This is a genomic window from Streptomyces sp. NPDC100445 (assembly GCF_044759735.1).
GTDB lineage: Bacteria > Actinomycetota > Actinomycetes > Streptomycetales > Streptomycetaceae > Streptomyces.
Window position 1 is genome coordinate 86,360 of the sequence record NZ_JBIVZV010000008.1, and the last position, 19,907, is coordinate 106,266.

The following is a 19,907-nucleotide window of genomic DNA, read 5'->3' on the forward strand; positions in this document are numbered from 1 at the left end:
GGGGCCGGGAGCGGGGCGCCGGAACGTCCCTCGCATCCGCTCCTCCTCTTGTTACGCGGAATTTTCAACAAAGTGTTGACGTGATGTTTCCGAGGGCGTTAGCTATCGGCAGCCCGTTCAGCACGACGGCCCATCGTGGCCACGGAGGCTTCCGTGACGTCGACTTCCACGCCCCCGGGTCTGGCCCGGTTCAACGCCCTGGAGGAGCCGGCGGCCCTGGCCGCCCTCCACGAGGCGTGCGCCTCCACCGAGTGGGCCCGGCGCCTGCTCGCCGCCCGCCCCTACGCCACCGCGGCGGACCTGTACGCCGCGAGCGACGCCGCCACGGCCGAGCTGACCGCCGCCGACCTGGCGGAGGCGATGGCCGGGCACCCGCCCATCGGACGCCCGAAGCCCGGCGACCCGACCTCCGCCCGCGAACAGCGCGGCATGGCCGGAGCCTCCGCCGAACTGAAGGCCGAGATGCTCGAACTCAACCTGGCCTACCAGGAGAAGTTCGGCCACGTCTTCCTCGTCTGCGCCACCGGCCGGACCGCCGAGCAGCTGCGCGACGCGGTCAGGGAGCGCATCGGCAACGGGCCGGAGCGGGAACGGGAGATCGTCCGCACCGAGCTGGGGAAGATCAACCGCATCCGACTGGCCCGACTCGTCGAAGAGGACGCCTGACACATGAGCACCAGCACCACCGCCTCCGTGTCCACGCACATCCTGGACACCTCCGCCGGCCGCCCCGCCGAGGGCGTCGCCGTCCGGCTCGGCGCCCGCGCCGGCGCGACGGCCGACTGGCAGACGCTCGGCGGCTCCGCGACCGACGCCGACGGCCGGTGCAAGGACCTGCCGGCCCTGCCGGAGGGGACGACCCACGTACGGCTCGACTTCGCGGTGGAGCCGTACTTCGAAGAGCAATCCGCGAAGAAGCAAGCCGATGCGCAGCAGGACGCCCCCGCGAACCGGGACAGCGGACCCGGCGTGTTCTTCCCGGAGGTGGCGATCACGTTCGCCGTCGTACCGGGCGAGCACTACCACGTACCGCTGCTGCTCAACCCGTTCGGCTACTCCGTTTACCGAGGGAGCTAGCTAATGACCGACAATTCCCGCCCTGCCCGCCCCGTCATGCTGGGACAGAACCAGTACGGCAAGGCCGAGAACCGGGTCGTCAAGATCACGCGGGACGGCGCCACCCACCACATCAAGGACCTGAACGTGTCGGTCGCGCTGAGCGGCGACATGGAGGAGGTCCACTACTCCGGCTCCAACGCCAACGTCCTGCCGACCGACACCACCAAGAACACGGTGTTCGCGTTCGCCAAGGAGTACGGGATCGAGTCCGCCGAGCAGTTCGGCATCCACCTGGCCCGCCACTTCGTCACCTCCCAGGAACCGATCAGGACCGCGCGCATCCGGATCGAGGAGTACACCTGGGAGCGGATCGAGACCTCCGACGCCAACTCCCGGTTCATCGGCGCCGACGAGGTCAAGCACTCCTTCGTCCGCAAGGGCCAGGAGACCCGCGTCACCCAGATCACCTACGACGGTGAGCGGTGGGAGGTCATCTCCGGCCTCAAGGACCTGGTCGTGATGAACTCGACCAACTCGGAGTTCTGGGGCTACGTCAAGGACAAGTACACCACCCTCCAGGAGGCGTACGACCGCATCCTGGCCACCGAGGTCTCCAGCCGCTGGCGGTTCAACTGGACCGACGACGAGCAGAAGGCGCCGCACTGGGAGAAGTCCTACGAGCAGGTCAAGAAGCACATGCTCCAGGCCTTCGCCGAGACCTACTCCCTGTCGTTGCAGCAGACGCTCTACCAGATGGGCGCGCGCATCATCAACAGCCGCAGCGAGATAGACGAAGTGCGCTTCTCCCTGCCGAACAAGCACCACTTCCTCGTCGACCTCGAACCGTTCGGGCTCAAGAACGACAACGAGGTCTACTTCGCCGCCGACCGCCCCTACGGCCTGATCGAGGCGACCGTCCTCCGGGAAGGCTGCGAGGCGAAGATCCCGGTCGACATGACCAACCTCTGACGCGGGACGCGCGCCCCCGCCCCGGCCACCAGGACCGGGGGCGCGCCACACCGGAGGGAACGAAATGGCACAGCCTGCGAAGGGGCCCGCCACAGCCCCGTGTTCCACCCCGCCGGTGCACAGCGAGGACGCCGTCACGTCCGTGCACCCGGTGGACGAGAAGCTCCACCCGACGCGGCTCGTCCCCGCCGCACTCCAGCACATCGCCGCGATGTACGCGGGCGTCGTCACTCCTCCGCTCATCATCGGCCAGGCCTGCGGACTCGACATCGCGGCCCGCACCCGGCTCATCGCCGCGAGCCTGCTCATCGCCGGCGTCGCCACCATCCTCCAGACCATCGGCGTGAAGGGGCTCGTCGGCAACCGGCTGCCCTTCGTCAACGCCGCCTCCTCCGCCGGCATCGCCCCCATCCTCGCCATCGCCGAGACCAACGGCACCGGACACCAACTCCCCGCCATCTACGGTGCGGTGATGGTCGCCGGAGCCTTCTGCCTGGCCCTCGGCCCGTTCTTCGGCCGGCTGCTCCGCTTCTTCCCGCCCCTGGTCACCGGCGTCGTCATCACCCTGATCGGCGTCACCCTGATGCCCGTCCCGGTGAGCTGGGCGCAGGGCGGCGACGCGACCGCAGCCGACTTCGGCGCCATGCGCCACCTCGCGCTCGCCGGGTTCACCCTCGCCGTCATCCTGCTGATCCAGCGCTTCGGCAGGGGCTTCGTCCGACAGGTCGCCCTGCTGTTCGGGCTGTTCGCCGGCACGCTCGCCGCGATCCCCTTCGGCATGGCGGACTTCAGCGGCCTGAGGTCCGCGCCGGTCGCCGCCCTCCCCACCCCGTTCGCCTTCGGCACCCCCGAGTTCCAGCCCGCGGCCATCCTCTCCCTGTGCCTCGTGATGCTGGTGCTGATGACCGAGAGCTCCGCCGGCATGCTCGCCCTCGGGGAGATCTGCGACCGCCGCGCCGACGCCGCGACCATCACCCGCGGCCTGCGCACCGACGGCCTCGCCACCCTGCTCGGCCCCGTCTTCGGCGGCTTCCCGACCTCCGCCTTCGCCCAGAACGTCGGCGTCGTCTCCCTCACCCGGGTCCGCAGCCGCTACGTCGTCGCCGTCGCCGGCGGCACCCTGCTCGTCCTCGGCGCCTTCCCCGTCCTCGGCGCCGTCGTCTCCCTGGTTCCCATGCCGGTCCTCGGCGGCGCGGGTATCGTGCTCTTCGGCTCCATCGCCGTCAGCGGCATCCGTACGCTGTCCGAGGCGGGCCTGGACGACAGCTCCAACATCATCCTCGTCGCCGTGGCACTCGGCGCCGGCATCATCCCGCTGGCCGCACCGACCTTCTACGCCGACTTCCCGGCCTGGGCACGCACCGTGCTCGGCTCCGGCATCAGCGCCGGCGCCCTCGTCGCGGTCCTGCTCAACCTGTTCTTCCACCATCTCGGCACCCGGAGCCGCGGGCCGGCCCCGGCACTCAAATCCTCCTAGGGTCCTGCCGTGCCCTCCCCGTGGTCCCCTCCCCGGCCACGGGCCGCCACCGAAAGACAAGGAAGCACCATGGCAGCACCGGCAGCCCAGCGCACCGTCATCGACAACTGTGCCGTGGCGACCGTGGACGCGGGCGACACCGAGTACGCCCACGGGCACGTCGTCCTCGCCGGCAACCGGATCGAGTCGGTCGGCGCCGGACGGGCCCCCGAGGGCCTGGAGAACGTGGTGCGCCGCATCGACGGCACCGGTCACCTGGCCACACCCGGGCTGGTCAACACCCACCACCACTTCTACCAGTGGATCACCCGGGGCCTCGCCACCGACCACAACCTGTTCGACTGGCTGGTCGCGCTCTACCCGACCTGGGCCCGCATAGACGAGCGCATGACCTACACCGCCGCGCAGGGATCCCTCGCCATGATGGCCCGCGGCGGAGTCACCACCGCCATGGACCACCACTACGTCCACCCGCGCGGCGCCGGCGACCTGTCCGGCTCGATCATCCGGGCCGCCGCCGAACTCGGCGTCCGCTTCACGCTGGCCCGCGGCTCCATGGACCGCAGCGAGAAGGACGGCGGCCTGCCGCCGGACTTCGCCGTCGAGACCCTGGAGGGCGCCCTCGCCGCCACCGAGGAGACCGTCCGCGCCCACCACGACGCCTCCTTCGACGCCATGACCCAGGTCGCCGTCGCCCCCTGCTCCCCGTTCTCCGTCTCCACCGAACTCATGCGGCAGGGCGCCGAACTGGCCCGCCGGCTCGGCGTACGGCTGCACACCCACGGCTCGGAGACCGTGGAGGAGGAGAAGTTCTGCCACGAGCTGTTCGGGATGGGCCCCACCGACTACTTCGAGTCCACCGGCTGGCTCGGCGAGGACGTGTGGATGGCGCACTGCGTCCACATGAGCGACTCCGACATCGCCGCGTTCGCCCGCACGAGGACCGGCGTCGCCCACTGCCCGTCCTCCAACGCCCGCCTCGCCGCCGGTATCGCCCGCGTCCCCGACATGCTGCGGGCTGGCGTCCCGGTCGGCCTCGGTGTCGACGGCACCGCCTCCAACGAGTCCGGCGAACTCCACACCGAGCTGCGCAACGCCCTGCTGATCAACCGCCTCGGCACGCACCGCGAGGCCGCGCTCACCGCCCGCCAGGCCCTGCGGCTGGGCACCCACGGCGGCGCCCGGGTCCTCGGCCGGGCCGACGAGATCGGCTCACTGGAACCGGGCAAGCTGGCCGACCTGGTGCTGTGGCGGATGGACACGCTCGCCCACGCCTCCATCCCCGACCCCGTGACGGCGCTGGTCCTCGGCGCCGCCGCCCCGGTCACCGCCTCCTTCGTCAACGGCCGGCAGATCGTGGAGAACGGCCGCCTGCTCACCGCCGACGAGGACGCCGTCGCCGCCGCCACCCGCGAGGAGGCCCGGCGCCTGGCCCGGATCGCCGCGGGCGACTGACCGCCGCCGCACCCGGGCCGGCCGTCACGGCCGGCCCGCCACCGAACTCCGGCCGGAGGGGACGGCCTCCGGCCGGAGCCGTGGATCCTAGCGGGATCCACGGCCGGCCGCCCCCGGGACGCGCGCACCCGCGCGCGCCCCGGGGCGGTCACCACCGCACCGCTCACGCCCCACCCCCGTCACGGTCCCGCACGACCACACGCACCACCTCCATGAAACCCGCGTCTGTGACGACGTGTTACCCGCCCGGAGGAGCAGCCGTGGCCGCCCATCCTGTTGACGAGAAACTCCCCGCCCTCAAAATGGCGACCAGCGGCCTACAGCACGTGGCCGCCATGTACGCCGGAGTCGTCGCCCCGCCCCTGATCGTCGGCGCGGCCATCGGCCTCTCCGCCACCGACCTGACCTTCCTCACCGGCGCCTGCCTGTTCACCGCGGGCCTCGCCACCATCCTCCAGACGCTGGGCGTGGGCAAGATCGGCGCCCGGCTGCCCTTCGTCAACGGCGTCACCTTCGCCGGTGTCGCCCCCATGACCGCGGTCGTCGCCTCCACCGAGGACAAGGCCGACGCCCTGCCGATCATCTTCGGCGCGGTCATGGTCGCCGGCCTCCTCGGCTTCCTCGCCGCCCCCGTCTTCAGCAGGGCCGTCCGCTTCTTCCCGCCGGTCGTCACCGGGTCGGTCATCACCCTCATCGGCGTGTCCCTGCTGCCGGTCGCGTTCGGCTGGGCCCAGGGCCCCGATCCCCGGGCCCACGACTACGGTTCGACGACCTACCTGACCCTGGCCGGCATCACCCTGGTCATCGTCCTGCTGCTGCGCCGCTTCACCCGCGGCTTCGTCAAGCAGATCGCCGTCCTGATCGGCCTGGTCGCCGGCACGCTCATCGCCATCCCGTTCGGCGTCACCGACTTCGGCCCCGTCGCCCATGCCGACGTCGTCGGCTTCCCGACCCCGTTCCACTTCGGCGCCCCGCGGTTCCAGCTCGCCGCCATCCTGTCGCTGTGCGTGGTGATGGTGGTGTCGATGACCGAGTCGACCGCCGACATGCTGGCCCTCGGCGAGATCGTCGAACGCCCCGCCGACGAGAAGACGATCGCGGCCGGCCTGCGCGCCGACACCCTCGGCTCCGCGCTCAGCCCGCTCTTCAACGGCTTCATGTGCAGCGCCTTCGCCCAGAACATCGGCCTGGTCGCGATGACCCGCATCCGCAGCCGGTACGTCGTCGCGACCGGCGGCGGCTTCCTGGTCCTCATGGGCCTGTGTCCCATGGCGGCCTCGCTCATCGCCGTCGTGCCCCGGCCGGTCCTCGGCGGCGCCGGCGTCGTCCTGTTCGGCTCGGTCGCCGCGAGCGGGATACAGACCCTGGTGCGGGCCGGCCTGGAGAAGGACAACAACGTCCTGATAGTGGCCGTGTCCCTCGCCGTCGGCATCGTCCCGATCACCGCGCCGGAGTTCTACCACGCCTTCCCCCAGACGGCGCGGATCGTCCTGGACTCGGGCATATCCACCGGCTGCGTCACCGCCGTCGTCCTCAACCTGCTCTTCAACCACCTCGGCAAGGGCCACGAGGCGCAGGATGTCACCCACCCGATGGAGGCGGGGGAGGAGATCGCCGCCGCGCACTGAACCCCGGCGCACTGAACCCCGGCGCACTGAACCCCGACGGCCGCCCCGTCACCGGGCCGGGGGGGGGGCCGCGGGGGGCGCCCCCGGCGCCCCCCCGCCCCGGCCGGCACCCCCTCGCCCGCTACAGGCCGAACACGGCGGGGTCGGACGCCAGTTCCTTGAACACCCCGGCCGGGTCGGCGACCAGCCTTCTCTCCGCCAGGTCGAGCAGACCGGTGACCGCGGTGATCTCGGCGGCCACCGTGCCGTCCGTCCTGCGTATCTCCTGGAGTATCCGGAAGGTCTTGCCGCCGCCCCACTCGAACACGCAGGTGATGTCGATCTCGTCACCGGCGAGCAGCTCACGCCGGTAGCGGACGGTCGTCTCCAGCGCCACCGGGCCGACCCCCTCGCCGACCAGCCGGGTCTGGGTGATCCCGGCCGCGTCCAGCAGGGACCAGCGGGCGTGCTCCGCGTAGTTGAGGTACACCGCCTGGTTGACGTGGCCCTGGGTATCGGTCTCGTAGCCGCGGACGGTCACCCGCACGGAAAACGGTTCGGACACTGCTCCCCCCTCTCACGTTCGCTTCCCCGACGCACCGATCCTGGCACGCCGTTCAGACCCGGCGGGGCGAGGACAGCAGGTAGCGCACGCCCGTCCGGGGCTCCCCGTACTCCCCGGTCTGCCAGCCGGCCCGCTCCAGCGTGGCCGCGCAGGCCGCCAGGGTCCGCGCGTCCGGTGCGTACACCGCGACCGCCTCCGGCTGCGGGGTCGCCCGCACCCGGTACCCGTCCGCTTCCGCGTCCGCCGGGTGGTGCCCGGCCGCCTCCAGGGCGAGCGCCGCCGCCCGCACGAGATGCGCCCGCTCCCAGCCGCACGGCCGGTCCACCGCACCGTCCGCACTGGTCATCCGGCGAAGTTCCAGCAGCCCCTGCCACGCGCTGTGCACCTCCCGCAGCCGGGCCGGGCCCGACCCGGGCGGCTCCTCCTCGCCGCCGACCCGCGCCGCGAACACCCCGGCGTCGGCCGCGGGCCCGGCCGTCCTCGCGGCCGGCGCCTCGGGTTCCGCCTCCCGGGCCCGGTGACCGGCCGGGGTGAGGAAGTGGTCGTGCGGCGGCCGGGGGTGCCGGAAGGCCAGCCCCTGCCGCACCAGCCCCGCGAGCTGGGCCGGCGTACCGCGCAGCCGTCCGGTGACCGGGTCGGCGGCCTCGATCACGCGGCGCTGCGCGGCGGTGGTCGGTCGGGACACGGGACGCTCCTTCCGGGGCCGACGGGACGAACGAGCCTCCTCGCAGCGTACGACCCGGGTGACACGGGCTGCGCATCTGTGCCGGACGGCATTGCTGCGGCCGCTCCCAGGAGCGCGTCGCACCTCGGCCCTGGCTGTCAAGATCCGCGCCGATGCCCTCGGCCCCCTCGTCCGAACCCATGGCGGCAGACTATCCACCTCCCGGTGGACGCATCCCGCGAACCGAATTCGCCGACATCGGGGTCCGGGGATTCCGGTGCCGGACGTGTGCGAGTCGCCTCGGGGCGGCAGCCGTCGCCGCGCGCCCCCGGCGGGGTCGGCGTGCAGCACCGCGGTCTCGGCGGGCCTTCCTACTCCGGGGGGCGGAGGTTCCACTCCTGCACCACCGGGCGCCCGTGCTCCGTGCCGAGGCGGCACAGCGTTCCCGTGGCCAGTCGGAACAGCGCCCCCCGGTGGGCCGGCAGGCCCAGGCGGCGGGCGGTGAGGACGCGCAGGAAGTGGCTGTGGGCGATCAGGAGGACGGCCCCCTCCGTCCCGGCGAGCGCGGCGTCCGCCCTGGCCAGAACCCGGTCGGCGCGCTCCCCGACCTGCTCGGCGCTCTCGCCCGGGTGGTCCGGCGGGCCGGGTGCCACGCCGTCGGTGAAGAGGAACCAGTCGGGCCGGTCGCGCTGGATCTCCGCGGTGGTCACACCCTCGTAGCCGCCGTAGTCCCATTCGCGCAGGTCACCGTCGACCAGGGCGTCCGGGACGCCGATGAGCCGGGCGGTCTCCCGGGCCCGGCCGAGGGGGCTGACGAAGGCCGCCGCGACGCGCTCGGCACGGATCAGCGGTACCAGCCGGCGCGCCTCGTCCCGGCCGTGGTCCGTGAGGGGCACGTCGGTGGAGCCGGTGTGCCGGCCGTTCCGGGACCACTCGGTCTCACCGTGCCGGACGAGGAGGAGGTCACCCATGACGGCACGGTGTCACAGGGCCGGCGCGCTCCGCAGGACGGACTGCGCCAGACGGACGCCGCGCCGGGTGAGCGCCCGTGATCTCCGCGCCCACGGGCGGACGGGTCGCGCGGCTACTGCCGGTACCCGCCGAGGAACCGGCCGATCCGGCCGATCGCCGCCTCCAGGTCGTCGGCGTGGGGGAGGGTGAGGATGCGGAAGTGGTCGGGGGAGGGCCAGTTGAAGCCGGTGCCCTGGACGACCTGGATCTTCTCGCGCAGCAGCAGGTCCAGGACGAACCGTTCGTCGTCGTGGATGCGGTGCACCTTGGGGTCCAGGCGCGGGAACGCGTACAGCGCGCCCTTGGGTTTGACGCAGGAGACGCCGGGGATCTCGTTGAGCTTCTCCCAGGCCACGTTCCGCTGTTCGTGCAGCCGGCCGCCGGGCAGGGTCAGGTCGCGGATGGACTGGCGTCCGCCGAGCGCGGCCTGGATGGCGTACTGGGCGGGCGCGTTGGGGCACAGCCGCATGGAGGCCAGCATGGTCAGGCCCTCCAGGTAGTTCTTCGCGTGCTGCTTGGGGCCGGTGACCACCAGCCAGCCGGAGCGGAACCCCGCCACCCGGTAGGTCTTGGACAGGCCGCAGAAGGTGAGGACCACCAGGTCGGGGGCGAGCGCGGCGGCCGAGTGGTGGACGGCGTCGTCGTACAGGATCTGGTCGTAGATCTCGTCGGCGAACACCATCAGGCCGTGCCGGCGGGCGAGGTCGAGGATGCCCTCCACGACCTCCTTCGGATAGACGGCGCCGGTCGGGTTGTTGGGGTTGATGATGACCACGGCCTTGGTCCGGTCCGTGATCTTCGACGCCATGTCGGCGAGGTCCGGGTTCCAGTCGGCCTGTTCGTCGCACAGGTAGTGGACGGCCTTGCCGCCGGCCAGTGTGGTGACGGCCGTCCAGAGCGGGAAGTCCGGTGCCGGGACGAGGACCTCGTCGCCGTCCTCGACCAGGGCCTGTACGGCCATGGTGACCAGCTCGGAGACGCCGTTGCCCAGGTACACGTCGTCCACGCCGACGTCGAGGCCCAGGGTCTGGTAGCGCTGGGCCACCGCGCGGCGGGCGGAGAGGACACCGCGGGAATCCGTGTAGCCGTGGGCCCGGGGCAGCATCCGGATCATGTCCTGGATGATCTCCTCGGGCGCCTCGAACCCGAAGGCCGCGGGGTTGCCGGTGTTGAGGCGCAGCACGCTGTGCCCCGCCTCCTCCAGCGCGTCGGCGTGCTCGATCACCGGGCCCCGGATCTCGTAGCAGACCTCGCTGAGCTTGTTCGACTGCCGGAACTCCATGCGCCCCTCCGGGAACTCGTGTTACTTGGTTTTACCAAGTGAGAGCTTGGAAAGTCCAACCACATGTCTAGACTGCGTCGCATGCCACCTCGCCGAAGCTACGACCAGTACTGCTCCGCGGCCCGCGCGCTCGACCTCGTCGGCGACCGCTGGACCCTGCTGATCGTCCGGGAACTGCTCGCCGGCCCCCGCCGCTACACGGACCTGCACGCGGACCTGCCCGGCGTGAGCACGGACGTCCTCGCCTCCCGGCTGAGGGACATGGAACGGGACGGGCTCACCACCAGGCGGCGGCTGCCCCCGCCGGGCGCGGCGTACGTGTACGAGATCACCGAGCGCGGACGGCGGCTGCTGCCGGTGCTCCAGGCGCTGGGCAGCTGGGGCGAGGCCGAACTGGGGGAGCGGCGCCCGACCGACGCGGTCCGCGCCCACTGGTTCGCGCTGCCGCTGCTGCGCGCGCTGGAGGGCGAGGGCGAGGGCACCGTCGAAGTGCACCTGGAGGAGGGCGAGTTCCATCTGCGGGTCGGTGCCGCGACCGGGCCGGTGTACGGCGACGGGCCCGCGCCCGGCGAGCCCGCGGCGCGGCTGACGATGGACGCGGCGACCTGCGAGGCACTGGCCCGGGGCGGGACGGCCCTGCCGGACGCGGTGCGGGACGAGCGGGTGACGGTGACCGGCGACGGCCCCCTCGCCGAAGCCCTCCGGAAGGGATGACGGACGCCGCCCGCGCCCTCCCGGCACGCCCCGGGAAGACCGGAAGGCCCGCCGGTGGGCGGGCCTTCACAGTGGGCGGGGCACACCGTCACACGTTGGGCGGCACCCGGGACGGCCGCCCCGGTCCACGCGTCAGCGCGTACCCGCCGATGCCGGCGAGCGCGGCCAGCAGGCCGCCGATCGCCGTCCACACCCAGCGGTCGGACCACCGGCCTGACGACCAGCCGTCGTCCGCACCGAAGCTGGACAGCACCGCCGCGTCCGAACCGCCCTTCTCCTCGCCGGACTTGACGGCGATCCCGGGGACGAGCGGCTTGCCCAGCGAGCCGTCCACGGCCGCCGCGCCGCCGATGTCCTTGGTCTCCACGCGCACCTCGGTGCTCACCGGCCGTCCGAGGTCGGCGGCGCCGAAGTCCACGACGGTCAGCCGGGCGTAGTACGTGCCCGGCAGCGGGTCGTTGGCCCACGGCTCCGCCCAGCCGCGCACCGTGCGCAGCACACAGGCCAGTTCGACCGAACCGGTGCCCTCGGCGGCGGTGCGGGTCTGGGCGCCGTACTGGCAGGCCTGCCGGCGCCGCAGCCCGTCGTACACGTCGAGCTGCCAGGTCTGCGCGCCGTGCGTGCCCGGCAGCTTCACGGTCGCGTGGACGGTGGGCCGCTCCCCGGTGTCCGCCGGGAACGACCAGTACAGGTAGTCACCGGTGGAGCCCGACGCGGTGGCCCGCTGCCCGCGCGCGATCTCCGTCGCGGTGCGGAAGGAACTGCCCGCGCGGGTGGGGGCCTTGTCGCCGGCGGAGGCGGTCGGGGACGGCGAGGAGTCGGCGACGGCCGGTCCGGCGGCCACCCCCAGCGCCAGCAGCGCGGCGCCCAGCACACGTGTGATACGCATCAGTTCGTCCTCCAGACGGCGACCCGCCAGCGCGACAGCCAGCCCCACAGCAGCCCGGCCAGGAAGCCGGCCAGCACCAGTGCGCCCAGCAGCCACCAGCCGCGGCCGAGCCCGAAGGAGGCCACGTCGTGGTGGCCGGACGGCCCGTCCACCACGTCGACGGTCAGCTCCAGCGGCAGACCCGGCGTGGTCTTGACGCCCGCGGCGGCCGCGAAGGAGTTGGTGACCTGGAGGCACACGGTCTCCGCCGGTGCCCCGTCGTCGTCACTGTCCGGCTTGGGATAGCGCAGGCCCGTGGAGACGGTGTCGGTCCGGCCGGTGCCGGCGGCCTCGCCGCGCACGATCTCGCGCCCGTGCACCGTGACCGCCCGCAGCAGCACCCCGTAGTCGGGGTGGACGGCGCGGTCGTCGGCGACGCTCACCGAGGCGCGCAGTTCCTGGCCGGGCTCGACGTCCACCCGGTACCAGCGCTGCTGCCCGAACTCCTCACGGTCGGTGTACAACCCGGACTTCAGCGCCGGAGCCGCCGCGCACCGCGCCGCGCCCTCGGTCGCCACCGGCGTGACCACCGGATCGGCCGCCCGGTCCACCAGGTCACCGACCCGGTCGGTCAGTTCCTCCTTGTGGCGCACGGAGGTGTAGGTGCCGCCGGTCGCGTCCGCGATGCAGCTGAGCTGGTCGCGGGTCTTCGCGTCGGGCACCAGGCCGAGGGTGTCGATGGTCAGCCCGATGCCCTTGGCGGCTATCTCCCGGGCCACCTCGCAGGGGTCGAGGGGCTGGCAGGTGTCCTCGCCGTCGCTGATCAGCACGATACGGCGGGTGCCGTCACCGCCGTTCAGGTCGGCGGCCGCCTTCAGCAGTGCGGGCCCGATGGGCGTCCAGCCGGTCGGCGCCAGCGTGGCCACGGCCGTCTTCGCGTCGGTCCGGTCCAGCGGGCCGACCGGGTAGAGCCGCGCGGTGTCCTTGCACCCCTCCTTGCGGTCGTCACCGCGGTAGTTGGCGCCGAGGGTGCGGATGCCGAGCTCGACCTCCTCGGGCGTCGCGTCCAGCACCTCGTTGAACGCCTGCTTCGCCGCCGCCATCCGGGTGCCGCCGTCGATGTCACGGGTCCGCATGGAACCGCTGACGTCCAGCACCAGTTCGACCTTGGGAGCGGCGTGCCCGGTCTCGTCGGCGACCGCTCCGGCGGGGAAGGCGATCCCGGCCGTCAGGGCGGCGAGCAGAGCGCAGACTCCCGCCGCCAGCCGTTGTCTTCTGATCATCGCCGGATCCTATTGATCAGACCGCCCGGACTCCAAAACGCCGCCGGGGGGCCGCCTTCACCCTCCGTCGCCCGGCGCGCCCTTCCTCAGCACTCCCGCCAGCCGGGCCCGGTACAGCACGGCGACGGTGAAGCCGTCGGTGATGCGTCCGTCGGCCACCATCTCCTCCGCCTCGGCCGCCGTCACCGTGATCGCCCGGCGGATCGCCTCCCCCCGCTCGACCTCCCCGAACTCCTCCACCCGTGCCGCGTACAGGGCCACCTTGTGACCCAGCAGACCGGTGTCCGGGTGCAGTTCACCCAGGGGGATCACCGCTGTCGGCGTGGCGGAGATCTCCTCCCGCAGCTCCCGGGTGACGTTCTGCTCGGGCGTGGCCCCCGGATCCCCGAACCCCCGCACCACCTCCCAGTGCCGGCTCCGGGTGGCGTGCCGGTGGTGCTCGATCAGCACCACCCTCTCCTCGGCGCCGACCAACGGCAGGACCACTACGCCGGGCGAGGAACCCGGGGGCGGCATGATCCGGTCATACAGGCCGAGGCGGCCGTCGGGGAAGCGCACCGGGTCCCGCAGGTACCAGAGGTAGCGTCCGGCCGACAGCACACCGGCCGGGGCCGGCCGCAGCGCGGTCCGCAGCCGTGCCCACAGGGCCGCGAACCGGCCGCGGTCACCGTCGGGCCCGACGGTGGTCGTCCGGCGCCGGGCGTCGCGGACCGCCACCGGGTCCGTGAGGATCCGGACCCCTCCGGGGTCGTCGCGGAACCATTCCGGCACGGCTCGGCGCAGGGCCTCGTACCGGTTCGTCCGGGGGCTCGGCATGCTGTGCAAGGGCGTACTCCGGGTCAGTATTCGGGCAGGTCCTCGTTGTCCTGCGTGGTCGTCGACGCGGTGCCCGCCCGGGCCGGGCCGCCCTCGTCACGGTAACCGGGCAGCCGCCGTACCAGGTCGTGGAACTGCGCCCATTCCCGCTCACCGGCCAGTCGTACCGTGGCGATCTCGCGGGCGAAGCGCTGCTCCTGCCGTCCGGCCAGGCGGTTGCGCAGCACCAGCTGCACCGAGCCGGTCAGCGAGCCGCTCACCGTCAGCGGCACCACCGTACCGGCCACTTCCCAGAGGTCGCTGCCGCTCACCGCCGTGAACACGGCCGCGCCGACCGTGACGACGACCTCGACCACCGGATGCCAGGCGGCCGCCCGGGCCCGGCGCCGCTCCCGCGCCAGCTTCAGGATCTCCGAGTTGAGCCGGACGTAGCGGTCGAAGACCTGCCCGGCGGCCTCGTGGAACGTCTCCGGGGCCGCGGTCAGCGCGCCGAACGCCTCGATGTAGGAGTTCCACACGGGGCTCTGCCGCAGCCGCCAGATGTCGTGCAGGGTCAGGTCGTTCACCGCCTGGGGCGTCAGCCGGTCCTGCACCGCGGCGAAGGACTGCCGCCGCAGGAACGTCAGCAGCTGCTCCGGGTCCTGCACGACGCCGACGGTCGAGGCCCGTGCCTCCCGGGCCTCCTGGAGCACCACCCGCCGCAGGCTGCCGACCGGTGTCAGGGGGTAACGCCCGAGGGCGTCGGCCAGGTTGACGTTGTAGATGAGGTCCAGCAGCTGCTTTATCTCCGCGGCGAACGGCTTGTCGCGGTCGTACCGACCCTCGGCGACGTTCGTCCCGGGGACGGTCACGAACTCCTCGTACAGGGTGTTGCGCACGACCTGTTCGCGACGCACGCGACGGCTGTTGCTGAAACCGACCACCTCGCCCAGCCGTTCGCCGAACCGGTCCGCTTCCTCGGGGGCCACGCCGACCTGGGCCGCGAGGACGTCGATGTCCTTGGCGGTGAGTCCCTGGACCTTCTCCGTGAACGGCTGGTACAGCCGGATCATGGTGCGGTCCCGGTTCTCCTGGTCGCCCGGGGAGTCGTCCCACGACATGCGCACACAGCGCACCCGGTCACCGGACGACATGCCCGCCAGCGTCTCCTGCCAGGCGCTGAACCCCTCGCGCCGCACGTGGAGGTGGGCAGGCGGCTCCTCCGCCGGATGCCGTTCGTTGAGCAGGAAGGGGACGATGGCTCCGGAGGCGAGGAGCCTGCGGTGCGCCGCCCGGGACTCCCCCTCCTCGACGAGGTCACGGCTGATCGCGTCGTTGTTGTAGAAGTAGGCGCGGTTGACGACGACCTGGCTGGCGTTGATCAGGCTGCGGAAGTACTCGGCCCGGACCTCCCGGACGCGCCGGCGGCCGACCTGGTCCAGGGACCGGCCGTGTTCGATCATCTTCCTGGTGAGCTGTGCGGGGACCCACTGGTTGTCCAGCGATTGCGCGATCACGGCGCCGGGGTCCAGCTGTTCGGGCTGGATCGGCGACATCAGGCTGTCACTGCGGTCGACGTCGGTCATCTGCGGCTCTCGGGGTTCTCGTGTCCGGACTGACCCCTCAGGGGTACAACCGCCCGGCACCGGGCGGACGGCCAACGCGATTTCCCGCCACCCACTATGGCGTGAAATCAGCTCAGGTCCGGGAATGTCGTGGCGCAGGGCGGGGGCAGGGTCGTCCAGCTGTCTCCGGTGCGGCCGGGGGACAGGCGCATCAGCGTCAGCGCCTTCGCGGGGAGCGGGTCGTCGCGCAGGGCCGCGAGGTCCGGGGTGTCGGGGAGGCCGGGCAGGGCGGAACGCAGGGCCGCGGCCAGCGCCGGGCCCGAGCCCGCCGTGCCCGCCAGCGCCCCCGCCACCAGGGAGCCGAACAGCTTGCGGCGCAGGGCGGTCACGTCGTCGGTGATCAGCCGGCCGCTCAGGTCCGGCACCGGGACGCCGTGGCGGGCCAGCCGGGCGGGGCTGATCCGGATGTCGGCGAGGTCCCGGTAGACCAGCCGCCGGGGGCCGCCGTCGGCGCCCAGGATCACCAGGAGGTTCTGCCCGTGCGCCTCCAGGGCCACCCCGAGGCCGAGCAGTGCGAGGCCCACCGTGAGCGCCAGCCGGGTGAACGCGGCCAGCCAGGCGGGATCATCGGGCAGGGAGGTACCGGCCAGCGCGGCCACCGGCAGCACCCGTTCCCCCGGACCCGTGTACTCCTCGGGAGACTCCCGCAGCAGTGCCGCCAGCGCGGAGGAGCCGTCGGAGGCCGCGCCGAGAGTCCGCGTCACGTGCAGCAGACCGTCCGTCCGCGCGGCGAGTTCCGCGCCGAGGGACGACAGGGCCGCGGCGGCCTCCACCGAGTACACCGAGATGTCCCGCACCGACGACGTCAGCCGGGCGCTCAGCGCGGTCTTCACATGCGGACCGCCGGGCAGCGCCAGCGTGCGCAGCGACATCAGCGGCCGGGCCGGGCGCCAGGGGTCGCACGGCCGCCGGAGCACGTGCGCGGCCTGCCAGGGGTGCACCGGCACCAACAGTCGGTCACGGTCGCGCAGTTCGGCCGGCCAGTCGCCGGACACCAGGCAGCGGTCCACCGGCACCGGCACCGTCCCCAGCTCCACCACCGGCCCGTGCTCCGGGCCGTAAGCCAGCTGGTCCGCCACCGAGAATCCCGGCCGTGCCCGGCAGTTGGGGTGGAACGGATGCCCGTCGACGACCCGCTGCTCCCACTCCCAGTCCCGCGCCGGCCACTCCTTCGGGTGATTCGCGGCGGCCCGGGACAACGCCAACGAAGCGACGCTGTGGGCGAGTTCCGCCGCGAAGGACGCCGCCTGCGGCACCCCGAGCGCGGCCGTCAGACGCGCCGGGTCCACGTACCGCTCCCGGTCGAGGCGGACCGCCGTGACGTACGCGGCGGTGGCGTACGGGTCGGCGTGCGGGCCGCGCAGGGTCCGTCCATCGGCGAGTCGCAGGGTCAGTCCGTACGGTCCGGGCGTCCGGCCGGTGAGCCACGGCAGCGGCTCGTGGACCAGGGCCCGCCACAGGCGGGTCAGCACGGCGGCGCGGGCACCCGGCAGCTCGGCCGCGTACCGGGGCAGCAGAGCGGGCCGGACAGCGGCCAGCTCGTCGGCGACGTCGGTCTCGGCGGTCGGGGGACGGTCCACGGACGGCTCCTCGGGTACGCGGGGCACGGCACGATTGTCGGGGACGACAGCCATACTGATCGCGACCGGCTCCCGGAGGACGCACCGGCGTGCGCGGGCACGCCCCCGCACCCCCCGTACCCCTCCCGTACCTCTCCGGACGACGTACGACGTACGACGGCACCGCGCACGACGGGACCATGTACGACGGCTCGACGGACGAGCACGGAGGAGCATGGAGGAGCACGGACGACGACGGACGACACGACGGACGAAGAGAACGCGTGGACCTCACACCCTCCGCCGGCGAGACCGGCGAGACCGGCGAGACCGGCGAGACCGGCCGCCGCGCCGACGCCTACGCGGCGGCGCCCCTGCTCAACTGCCTCCTGCGGGAGGTGGCCGAACCGCTCGCCGAGACCGGCGGCCGGAGCGTCCACCGGCTCCCGAGCGGCCGGCTGCTGCGGGTCCGCGCCGGGCGCCGCCCCGCCGACCCCGAGGTGCGCACGGCCGGCGCCTGGCGCCGGATCGGCCACCCGGAACTGGTCAAACTGGTCGCGGAGGAACTGCGCCGGCACACCGGCCTGCCCGGCGGCGACCTGCCCGCCGAGATGATCGACAGCCGGGACACGGTCGCCGCCCTGCTCACCGCCCGCGAACGGGCCACGCCCCCCGCCGACCCCTATCTGTGCTCGGAGCAGTCCCTGCTCACCGGCCACCCCCACCACCCGGCCCCCAAGGCGCGCGGCGGCGGCCCGGCCGCGTCCTGGCTGCCGTACGCGCCCGAGGCGCACGCCCGCTTCCCGCTGGTACTGCTCGGCGTGCGCGAGGACCAGGTGGCCGAGGATGGTGACACGACCGCCCTGGACGCCCTCGGCACGGCCCCGCCCGGCTACCGGCTGCTGCCCGCCCACCCCTGGCAGCTCGACCTGGTCGCCCGCGATCTCGCTCCCGCCCTCGCCGACGGCCGCCTGCTGCGCCTCGGGACGAGTGCGTTCGACGCCTGGCCCACGGCGGCGGTCCGCACGGTGTACGAACCCGGCCGCGACCTGTTCCTGAAGTTCAGCCTGGACGTGCGCATCACCAACGACATCCGCCGGCTGTGGCGCCACGACCTGCTCCGTCTCCGCCGCACCGACGACGCCGCCGGACGCGCGTTCGCGGCGATGGGGCCGCCCGCGGCATGGCTCGGCGACCGCGGGTACCGCACCGCCGCCTTCGCCTTCGAGGAGCTGGCCGTGCTGGTCCGGGACGGGCTGCGCGGGCACCTCGTGCCGGGCGCCACGCCGCTGCTCGCCGCGGGCCTCGCCGAGGGTTTCGACGGCAGCCCGCTGGCCGCCACCGCCGACCCGGCCGGCTGGTGGGAGGCGTACCTGGCACAGGTGGTCCCGCCCGCCCTGACCGCGTTCGGCGACCACGGGGTGGTCCTGGAGGCCCACCTCCAGAACACCCTCGTGGCCGTCGACGCCTCGGGTACGCCCGTGCAGGCCCTGTTCCGGGACGCCGAGGGCGCCAAGCTGCTGCCGGACGTCTCCCGCGCCGCCGGCTGGGAACGGCTGGTGTACTGCCTGGTCGTCAACCACCTCACCGAGATCGCCGGCGCCCTCGCCGACCACCACCCCGGCCTCGACCCGTGGCCCGCCGTCCGCCGCGCGCTGGCCCGGCACCACCTGCCCGAGATCCCCGCCCTGCTGACCGCGCCCACCCTGCCGGGCAAGACCAACCTGCTGCTGCGCTGGACCGGCGCGGCCGGCGCCGACGCCCGCTACCTGCCCCTGCCCAATCCCCTGCGCGCCGGCTGACACCGGACCGCCCGGGAAGGCGGCCGGGCCGGCGGCGGTGCGGTCGACGTCCGAATACCGCTGGTACGGCCGCCGGGCATGATGCAGAGTGCCTGCGTGGACACACGACGGCTCGACGACACGGCTCCCGCGGCGACGGCCGCTCGCGGGTACAGGCTGACCGGCGCCGACGGCCGGCCGTACCGCAGCGAGGTGCCCGGCCGCTTCGGTGGCTACCGGCGCGGACGGATCTACGGGCGACTGGACTGCCCGTCCGCCCTGCGGCACCTGGCTCGCGGGAACTACGTCCGCCACCGGGTGTTCTTCGCGGACGAGGCCACCGCGGTCGCCGCCGGGTACCGGCCGTGCGCGGTCTGCCTGCCCCTGCGCCACCGGGTGTGGCGGGACGGGCGGTCGTCGTGAACGGCCCCTCGCCCCGGCTGGATCCGGCCGCGCTCGCCGACTACGGTCCCTGGCCCGCTCCCCGGCCGCACACCGGCCCGGAACTCGCCCGCCTGCTGGCCCTCGTGGAGGGCTGCGGCCTGCACGGCGGCGGTGTCGCCCTGGGGCACGGCCGGGACACCGCGTCCAGGGCCGCCGCCGCGGCGTTCGCCGACGCCTGGCGGGAACGCGGCGGACAGCTCGCCGTGGTGGTCGACTGGCCCGAGGACGCCGCCTCCTGGCTGCGCCAGGCCCGCCGGCTGACCCGGGTGGAGCCGGACGCCTGGGTGGTGGCCGCCGCGCCGCTCGGCTGGATCCAGCTGAGCCGCCGGCTCCGGCACAGCACCGACTGGGACCCGGGCCGCACGTTCGGCTTCGCCGCCGCGGGGGACACCCGTCTGGTGACCGCCGCCGGACCGGGCGTGCTGGACGGGATGCGCGGCGCGACACCGGACGGCCGGGTGTGGACGGTCCGGCGTGGCTGGGTCGTGGAGTCCACCACCGGCTGACCCTCGGCGCGCCTCGATGACGCCCGGGGAGCCGTGTGCCGGCCCTCCGGATGCTCGGCGCCTTGTCCACCGGGGACGGCCGTACCCGGAAGAGCCCGGCACCGCCCTCCCGAGCCGCGGGCGTGCCGGTCCGGCGGGGAGGTGGAGTTTTCACTACCTCGGGACTCTCCTTAACTCCCTTCCCGGGACCGGCCGGTGGTCCGTATCGTCGTGACCGCAGGGCGCCCCGGCCGGCTCTTCGGC

At 73.5% G+C, this 19,907-nt stretch carries 19 protein-coding genes; 10 read left to right on the plus strand and 9 right to left on the minus strand.

Annotated elements, in window-relative coordinates:
- The first annotated feature begins 153 nt into the window (after positions 1-153).
- The 6 genes from uraD to ACIQVT_RS20060 all read left to right on the plus strand — a co-directional run bounded on the left by uraD (position 154) and on the right by ACIQVT_RS20060 (position 6,588).
- Positions 154-666: a 2-oxo-4-hydroxy-4-carboxy-5-ureidoimidazoline decarboxylase gene (gene uraD / locus ACIQVT_RS20035; RefSeq protein ID WP_403755119.1), complete on the plus strand. Its 513-nt coding sequence runs from the start codon at positions 154-156 to the stop codon at positions 664-666.
- 3 nt (positions 667-669) lie between these two features.
- The gene (uraH, locus tag ACIQVT_RS20040) at positions 670-1,077 is read left to right on the plus strand and encodes a hydroxyisourate hydrolase (RefSeq protein WP_403755122.1); all 408 of its coding nucleotides are present in this window, start codon (positions 670-672) and stop codon (positions 1,075-1,077) included.
- 3 nt (positions 1,078-1,080) lie between these two features.
- Positions 1,081-2,028 carry a factor-independent urate hydroxylase gene (gene pucL, locus ACIQVT_RS20045; RefSeq protein ID WP_403755125.1) on the plus strand — a complete coding sequence of 316 codons (948 nt, stop codon included), beginning with the start codon at positions 1,081-1,083 and terminating at the stop codon, positions 2,026-2,028.
- Positions 2,029-2,092: 64 nt separating this feature from the next.
- A complete protein-coding gene (locus tag ACIQVT_RS20050; RefSeq protein ID WP_403755128.1) occupies positions 2,093-3,505 on the plus strand; it encodes a nucleobase:cation symporter-2 family protein in 1,413 nt (470 codons plus the stop codon).
- A gap of 69 nt (positions 3,506-3,574) precedes the next feature.
- A complete protein-coding gene (locus ACIQVT_RS20055) occupies positions 3,575-4,960 on the plus strand; it encodes an 8-oxoguanine deaminase (protein ID WP_403755131.1) in 1,386 nt (461 codons plus the stop codon).
- A gap of 260 nt (positions 4,961-5,220) precedes the next feature.
- Positions 5,221-6,588: a nucleobase:cation symporter-2 family protein gene (locus ACIQVT_RS20060; protein WP_403755134.1), complete on the plus strand. Its 1,368-nt coding sequence runs from the start codon at positions 5,221-5,223 to the stop codon at positions 6,586-6,588.
- Positions 6,589-6,709: 121 nt separating this feature from the next.
- Here ACIQVT_RS20060 and ACIQVT_RS20065 read toward each other — a convergent pair whose 3' ends face one another.
- From ACIQVT_RS20065 to ACIQVT_RS20080, 4 genes are all read right to left on the minus strand, one after another.
- Positions 6,710-7,132 (minus strand): acyl-CoA thioesterase, encoded by a 423-nt coding sequence (locus ACIQVT_RS20065; protein WP_403755136.1) that lies wholly within the window; start codon positions 7,130-7,132, stop codon positions 6,710-6,712.
- 52 nt (positions 7,133-7,184) lie between these two features.
- Positions 7,185-7,817 (minus strand): hypothetical protein, encoded by a 633-nt coding sequence (locus ACIQVT_RS20070; RefSeq protein WP_403755138.1) that lies wholly within the window; start codon positions 7,815-7,817, stop codon positions 7,185-7,187.
- A gap of 350 nt (positions 7,818-8,167) precedes the next feature.
- Entirely contained in the window at positions 8,168-8,767 is a 600-nt protein-coding gene (locus ACIQVT_RS20075; RefSeq protein WP_403755141.1) for a histidine phosphatase family protein, read from the minus strand.
- A gap of 113 nt (positions 8,768-8,880) precedes the next feature.
- Entirely contained in the window at positions 8,881-10,089 is a 1,209-nt protein-coding gene (locus ACIQVT_RS20080; RefSeq protein WP_403755144.1) for a pyridoxal phosphate-dependent aminotransferase, read from the minus strand.
- A gap of 81 nt (positions 10,090-10,170) precedes the next feature.
- Between ACIQVT_RS20080 and ACIQVT_RS20085 the strand changes: the two genes are divergently transcribed.
- Positions 10,171-10,803: a winged helix-turn-helix transcriptional regulator gene (locus ACIQVT_RS20085; RefSeq protein WP_403755147.1), complete on the plus strand. Its 633-nt coding sequence runs from the start codon at positions 10,171-10,173 to the stop codon at positions 10,801-10,803.
- Between the two features lie 88 nt (positions 10,804-10,891).
- On the opposite strand, the gene ACIQVT_RS20090 is transcribed toward ACIQVT_RS20085, so the two are convergent.
- The 5 genes from ACIQVT_RS20090 to ACIQVT_RS20110 form a co-directional block, all read right to left on the minus strand.
- A complete protein-coding gene (locus ACIQVT_RS20090) occupies positions 10,892-11,692 on the minus strand; it encodes a hypothetical protein (RefSeq protein WP_403755150.1) in 801 nt (266 codons plus the stop codon).
- Complete coding sequence (locus tag ACIQVT_RS20095; RefSeq protein WP_403755153.1) at positions 11,692-12,954, minus strand: VWA domain-containing protein; 1,263 nt, start codon at positions 12,952-12,954, stop codon at positions 11,692-11,694. Before ACIQVT_RS20095 ends, ACIQVT_RS20090 begins: the two co-directional genes overlap by 1 nt.
- Before the next feature lie 57 nt (positions 12,955-13,011).
- Complete coding sequence (locus ACIQVT_RS20100) at positions 13,012-13,770, minus strand: NUDIX hydrolase (protein WP_403755156.1); 759 nt, start codon at positions 13,768-13,770, stop codon at positions 13,012-13,014.
- 23 nt (positions 13,771-13,793) lie between these two features.
- On the minus strand, positions 13,794-15,335 hold the full coding sequence (locus ACIQVT_RS20105) for a hypothetical protein (RefSeq protein WP_403755159.1): 1,542 nt from the start codon (positions 15,333-15,335) through the stop codon (positions 13,794-13,796).
- Between the two features lie 107 nt (positions 15,336-15,442).
- On the minus strand, positions 15,443-16,954 hold the full coding sequence (locus tag ACIQVT_RS20110) for an IucA/IucC family protein (RefSeq protein ID WP_403755855.1): 1,512 nt from the start codon (positions 16,952-16,954) through the stop codon (positions 15,443-15,445).
- 263 nt (positions 16,955-17,217) lie between these two features.
- Between ACIQVT_RS20110 and ACIQVT_RS20115 the strand changes: the two genes are divergently transcribed.
- From ACIQVT_RS20115 to ACIQVT_RS20125, 3 genes are all read left to right on the plus strand, one after another.
- Positions 17,218-18,735: an IucA/IucC family protein gene (locus ACIQVT_RS20115; RefSeq protein ID WP_403755162.1), complete on the plus strand. Its 1,518-nt coding sequence runs from the start codon at positions 17,218-17,220 to the stop codon at positions 18,733-18,735.
- Positions 18,736-18,831: 96 nt separating this feature from the next.
- The gene (locus ACIQVT_RS20120) at positions 18,832-19,137 is read left to right on the plus strand and encodes an Ada metal-binding domain-containing protein (protein WP_403755165.1); all 306 of its coding nucleotides are present in this window, start codon (positions 18,832-18,834) and stop codon (positions 19,135-19,137) included.
- Positions 19,134-19,664 (plus strand): hypothetical protein, encoded by a 531-nt coding sequence (locus ACIQVT_RS20125; RefSeq protein ID WP_403755168.1) that lies wholly within the window; start codon positions 19,134-19,136, stop codon positions 19,662-19,664. Before ACIQVT_RS20120 ends, ACIQVT_RS20125 begins: the two co-directional genes overlap by 4 nt.
- Positions 19,665-19,907 lie beyond the last annotated feature (243 nt).

What these genes read in the sequence shown, in the direction of transcription:
- ACIQVT_RS20085 (WP_403755147.1), top strand. Translation starts at nt 10,171, where the DNA reads ATGCCACCTCGCCGAAGCTACGACCAGTACTGCTCCGCGGCCCGCGCG.
- ACIQVT_RS20075 (WP_403755141.1), bottom strand. Translation starts at nt 8,767, where the DNA reads ATGGGTGACCTCCTCCTCGTCCGGCACGGTGAGACCGAGTGGTCCCGG.
- pucL (WP_403755125.1), top strand. Translation starts at nt 1,081, where the DNA reads ATGACCGACAATTCCCGCCCTGCCCGCCCCGTCATGCTGGGACAGAAC.
- uraH (WP_403755122.1), top strand. Translation starts at nt 670, where the DNA reads ATGAGCACCAGCACCACCGCCTCCGTGTCCACGCACATCCTGGACACC.
- ACIQVT_RS20055 (WP_403755131.1), top strand. Translation starts at nt 3,575, where the DNA reads ATGGCAGCACCGGCAGCCCAGCGCACCGTCATCGACAACTGTGCCGTG.
- ACIQVT_RS20050 (WP_403755128.1), top strand. Translation starts at nt 2,093, where the DNA reads ATGGCACAGCCTGCGAAGGGGCCCGCCACAGCCCCGTGTTCCACCCCG.
- ACIQVT_RS20090 (WP_403755150.1), bottom strand. Translation starts at nt 11,692, where the DNA reads ATGCGTATCACACGTGTGCTGGGCGCCGCGCTGCTGGCGCTGGGGGTG.
- ACIQVT_RS20100 (WP_403755156.1), bottom strand. Translation starts at nt 13,770, where the DNA reads ATGCCGAGCCCCCGGACGAACCGGTACGAGGCCCTGCGCCGAGCCGTG.
- ACIQVT_RS20095 (WP_403755153.1), bottom strand. Translation starts at nt 12,954, where the DNA reads ATGATCAGAAGACAACGGCTGGCGGCGGGAGTCTGCGCTCTGCTCGCC.
- ACIQVT_RS20080 (WP_403755144.1), bottom strand. Translation starts at nt 10,089, where the DNA reads ATGGAGTTCCGGCAGTCGAACAAGCTCAGCGAGGTCTGCTACGAGATC.
- ACIQVT_RS20105 (WP_403755159.1), bottom strand. Translation starts at nt 15,335, where the DNA reads ATGACCGACGTCGACCGCAGTGACAGCCTGATGTCGCCGATCCAGCCC.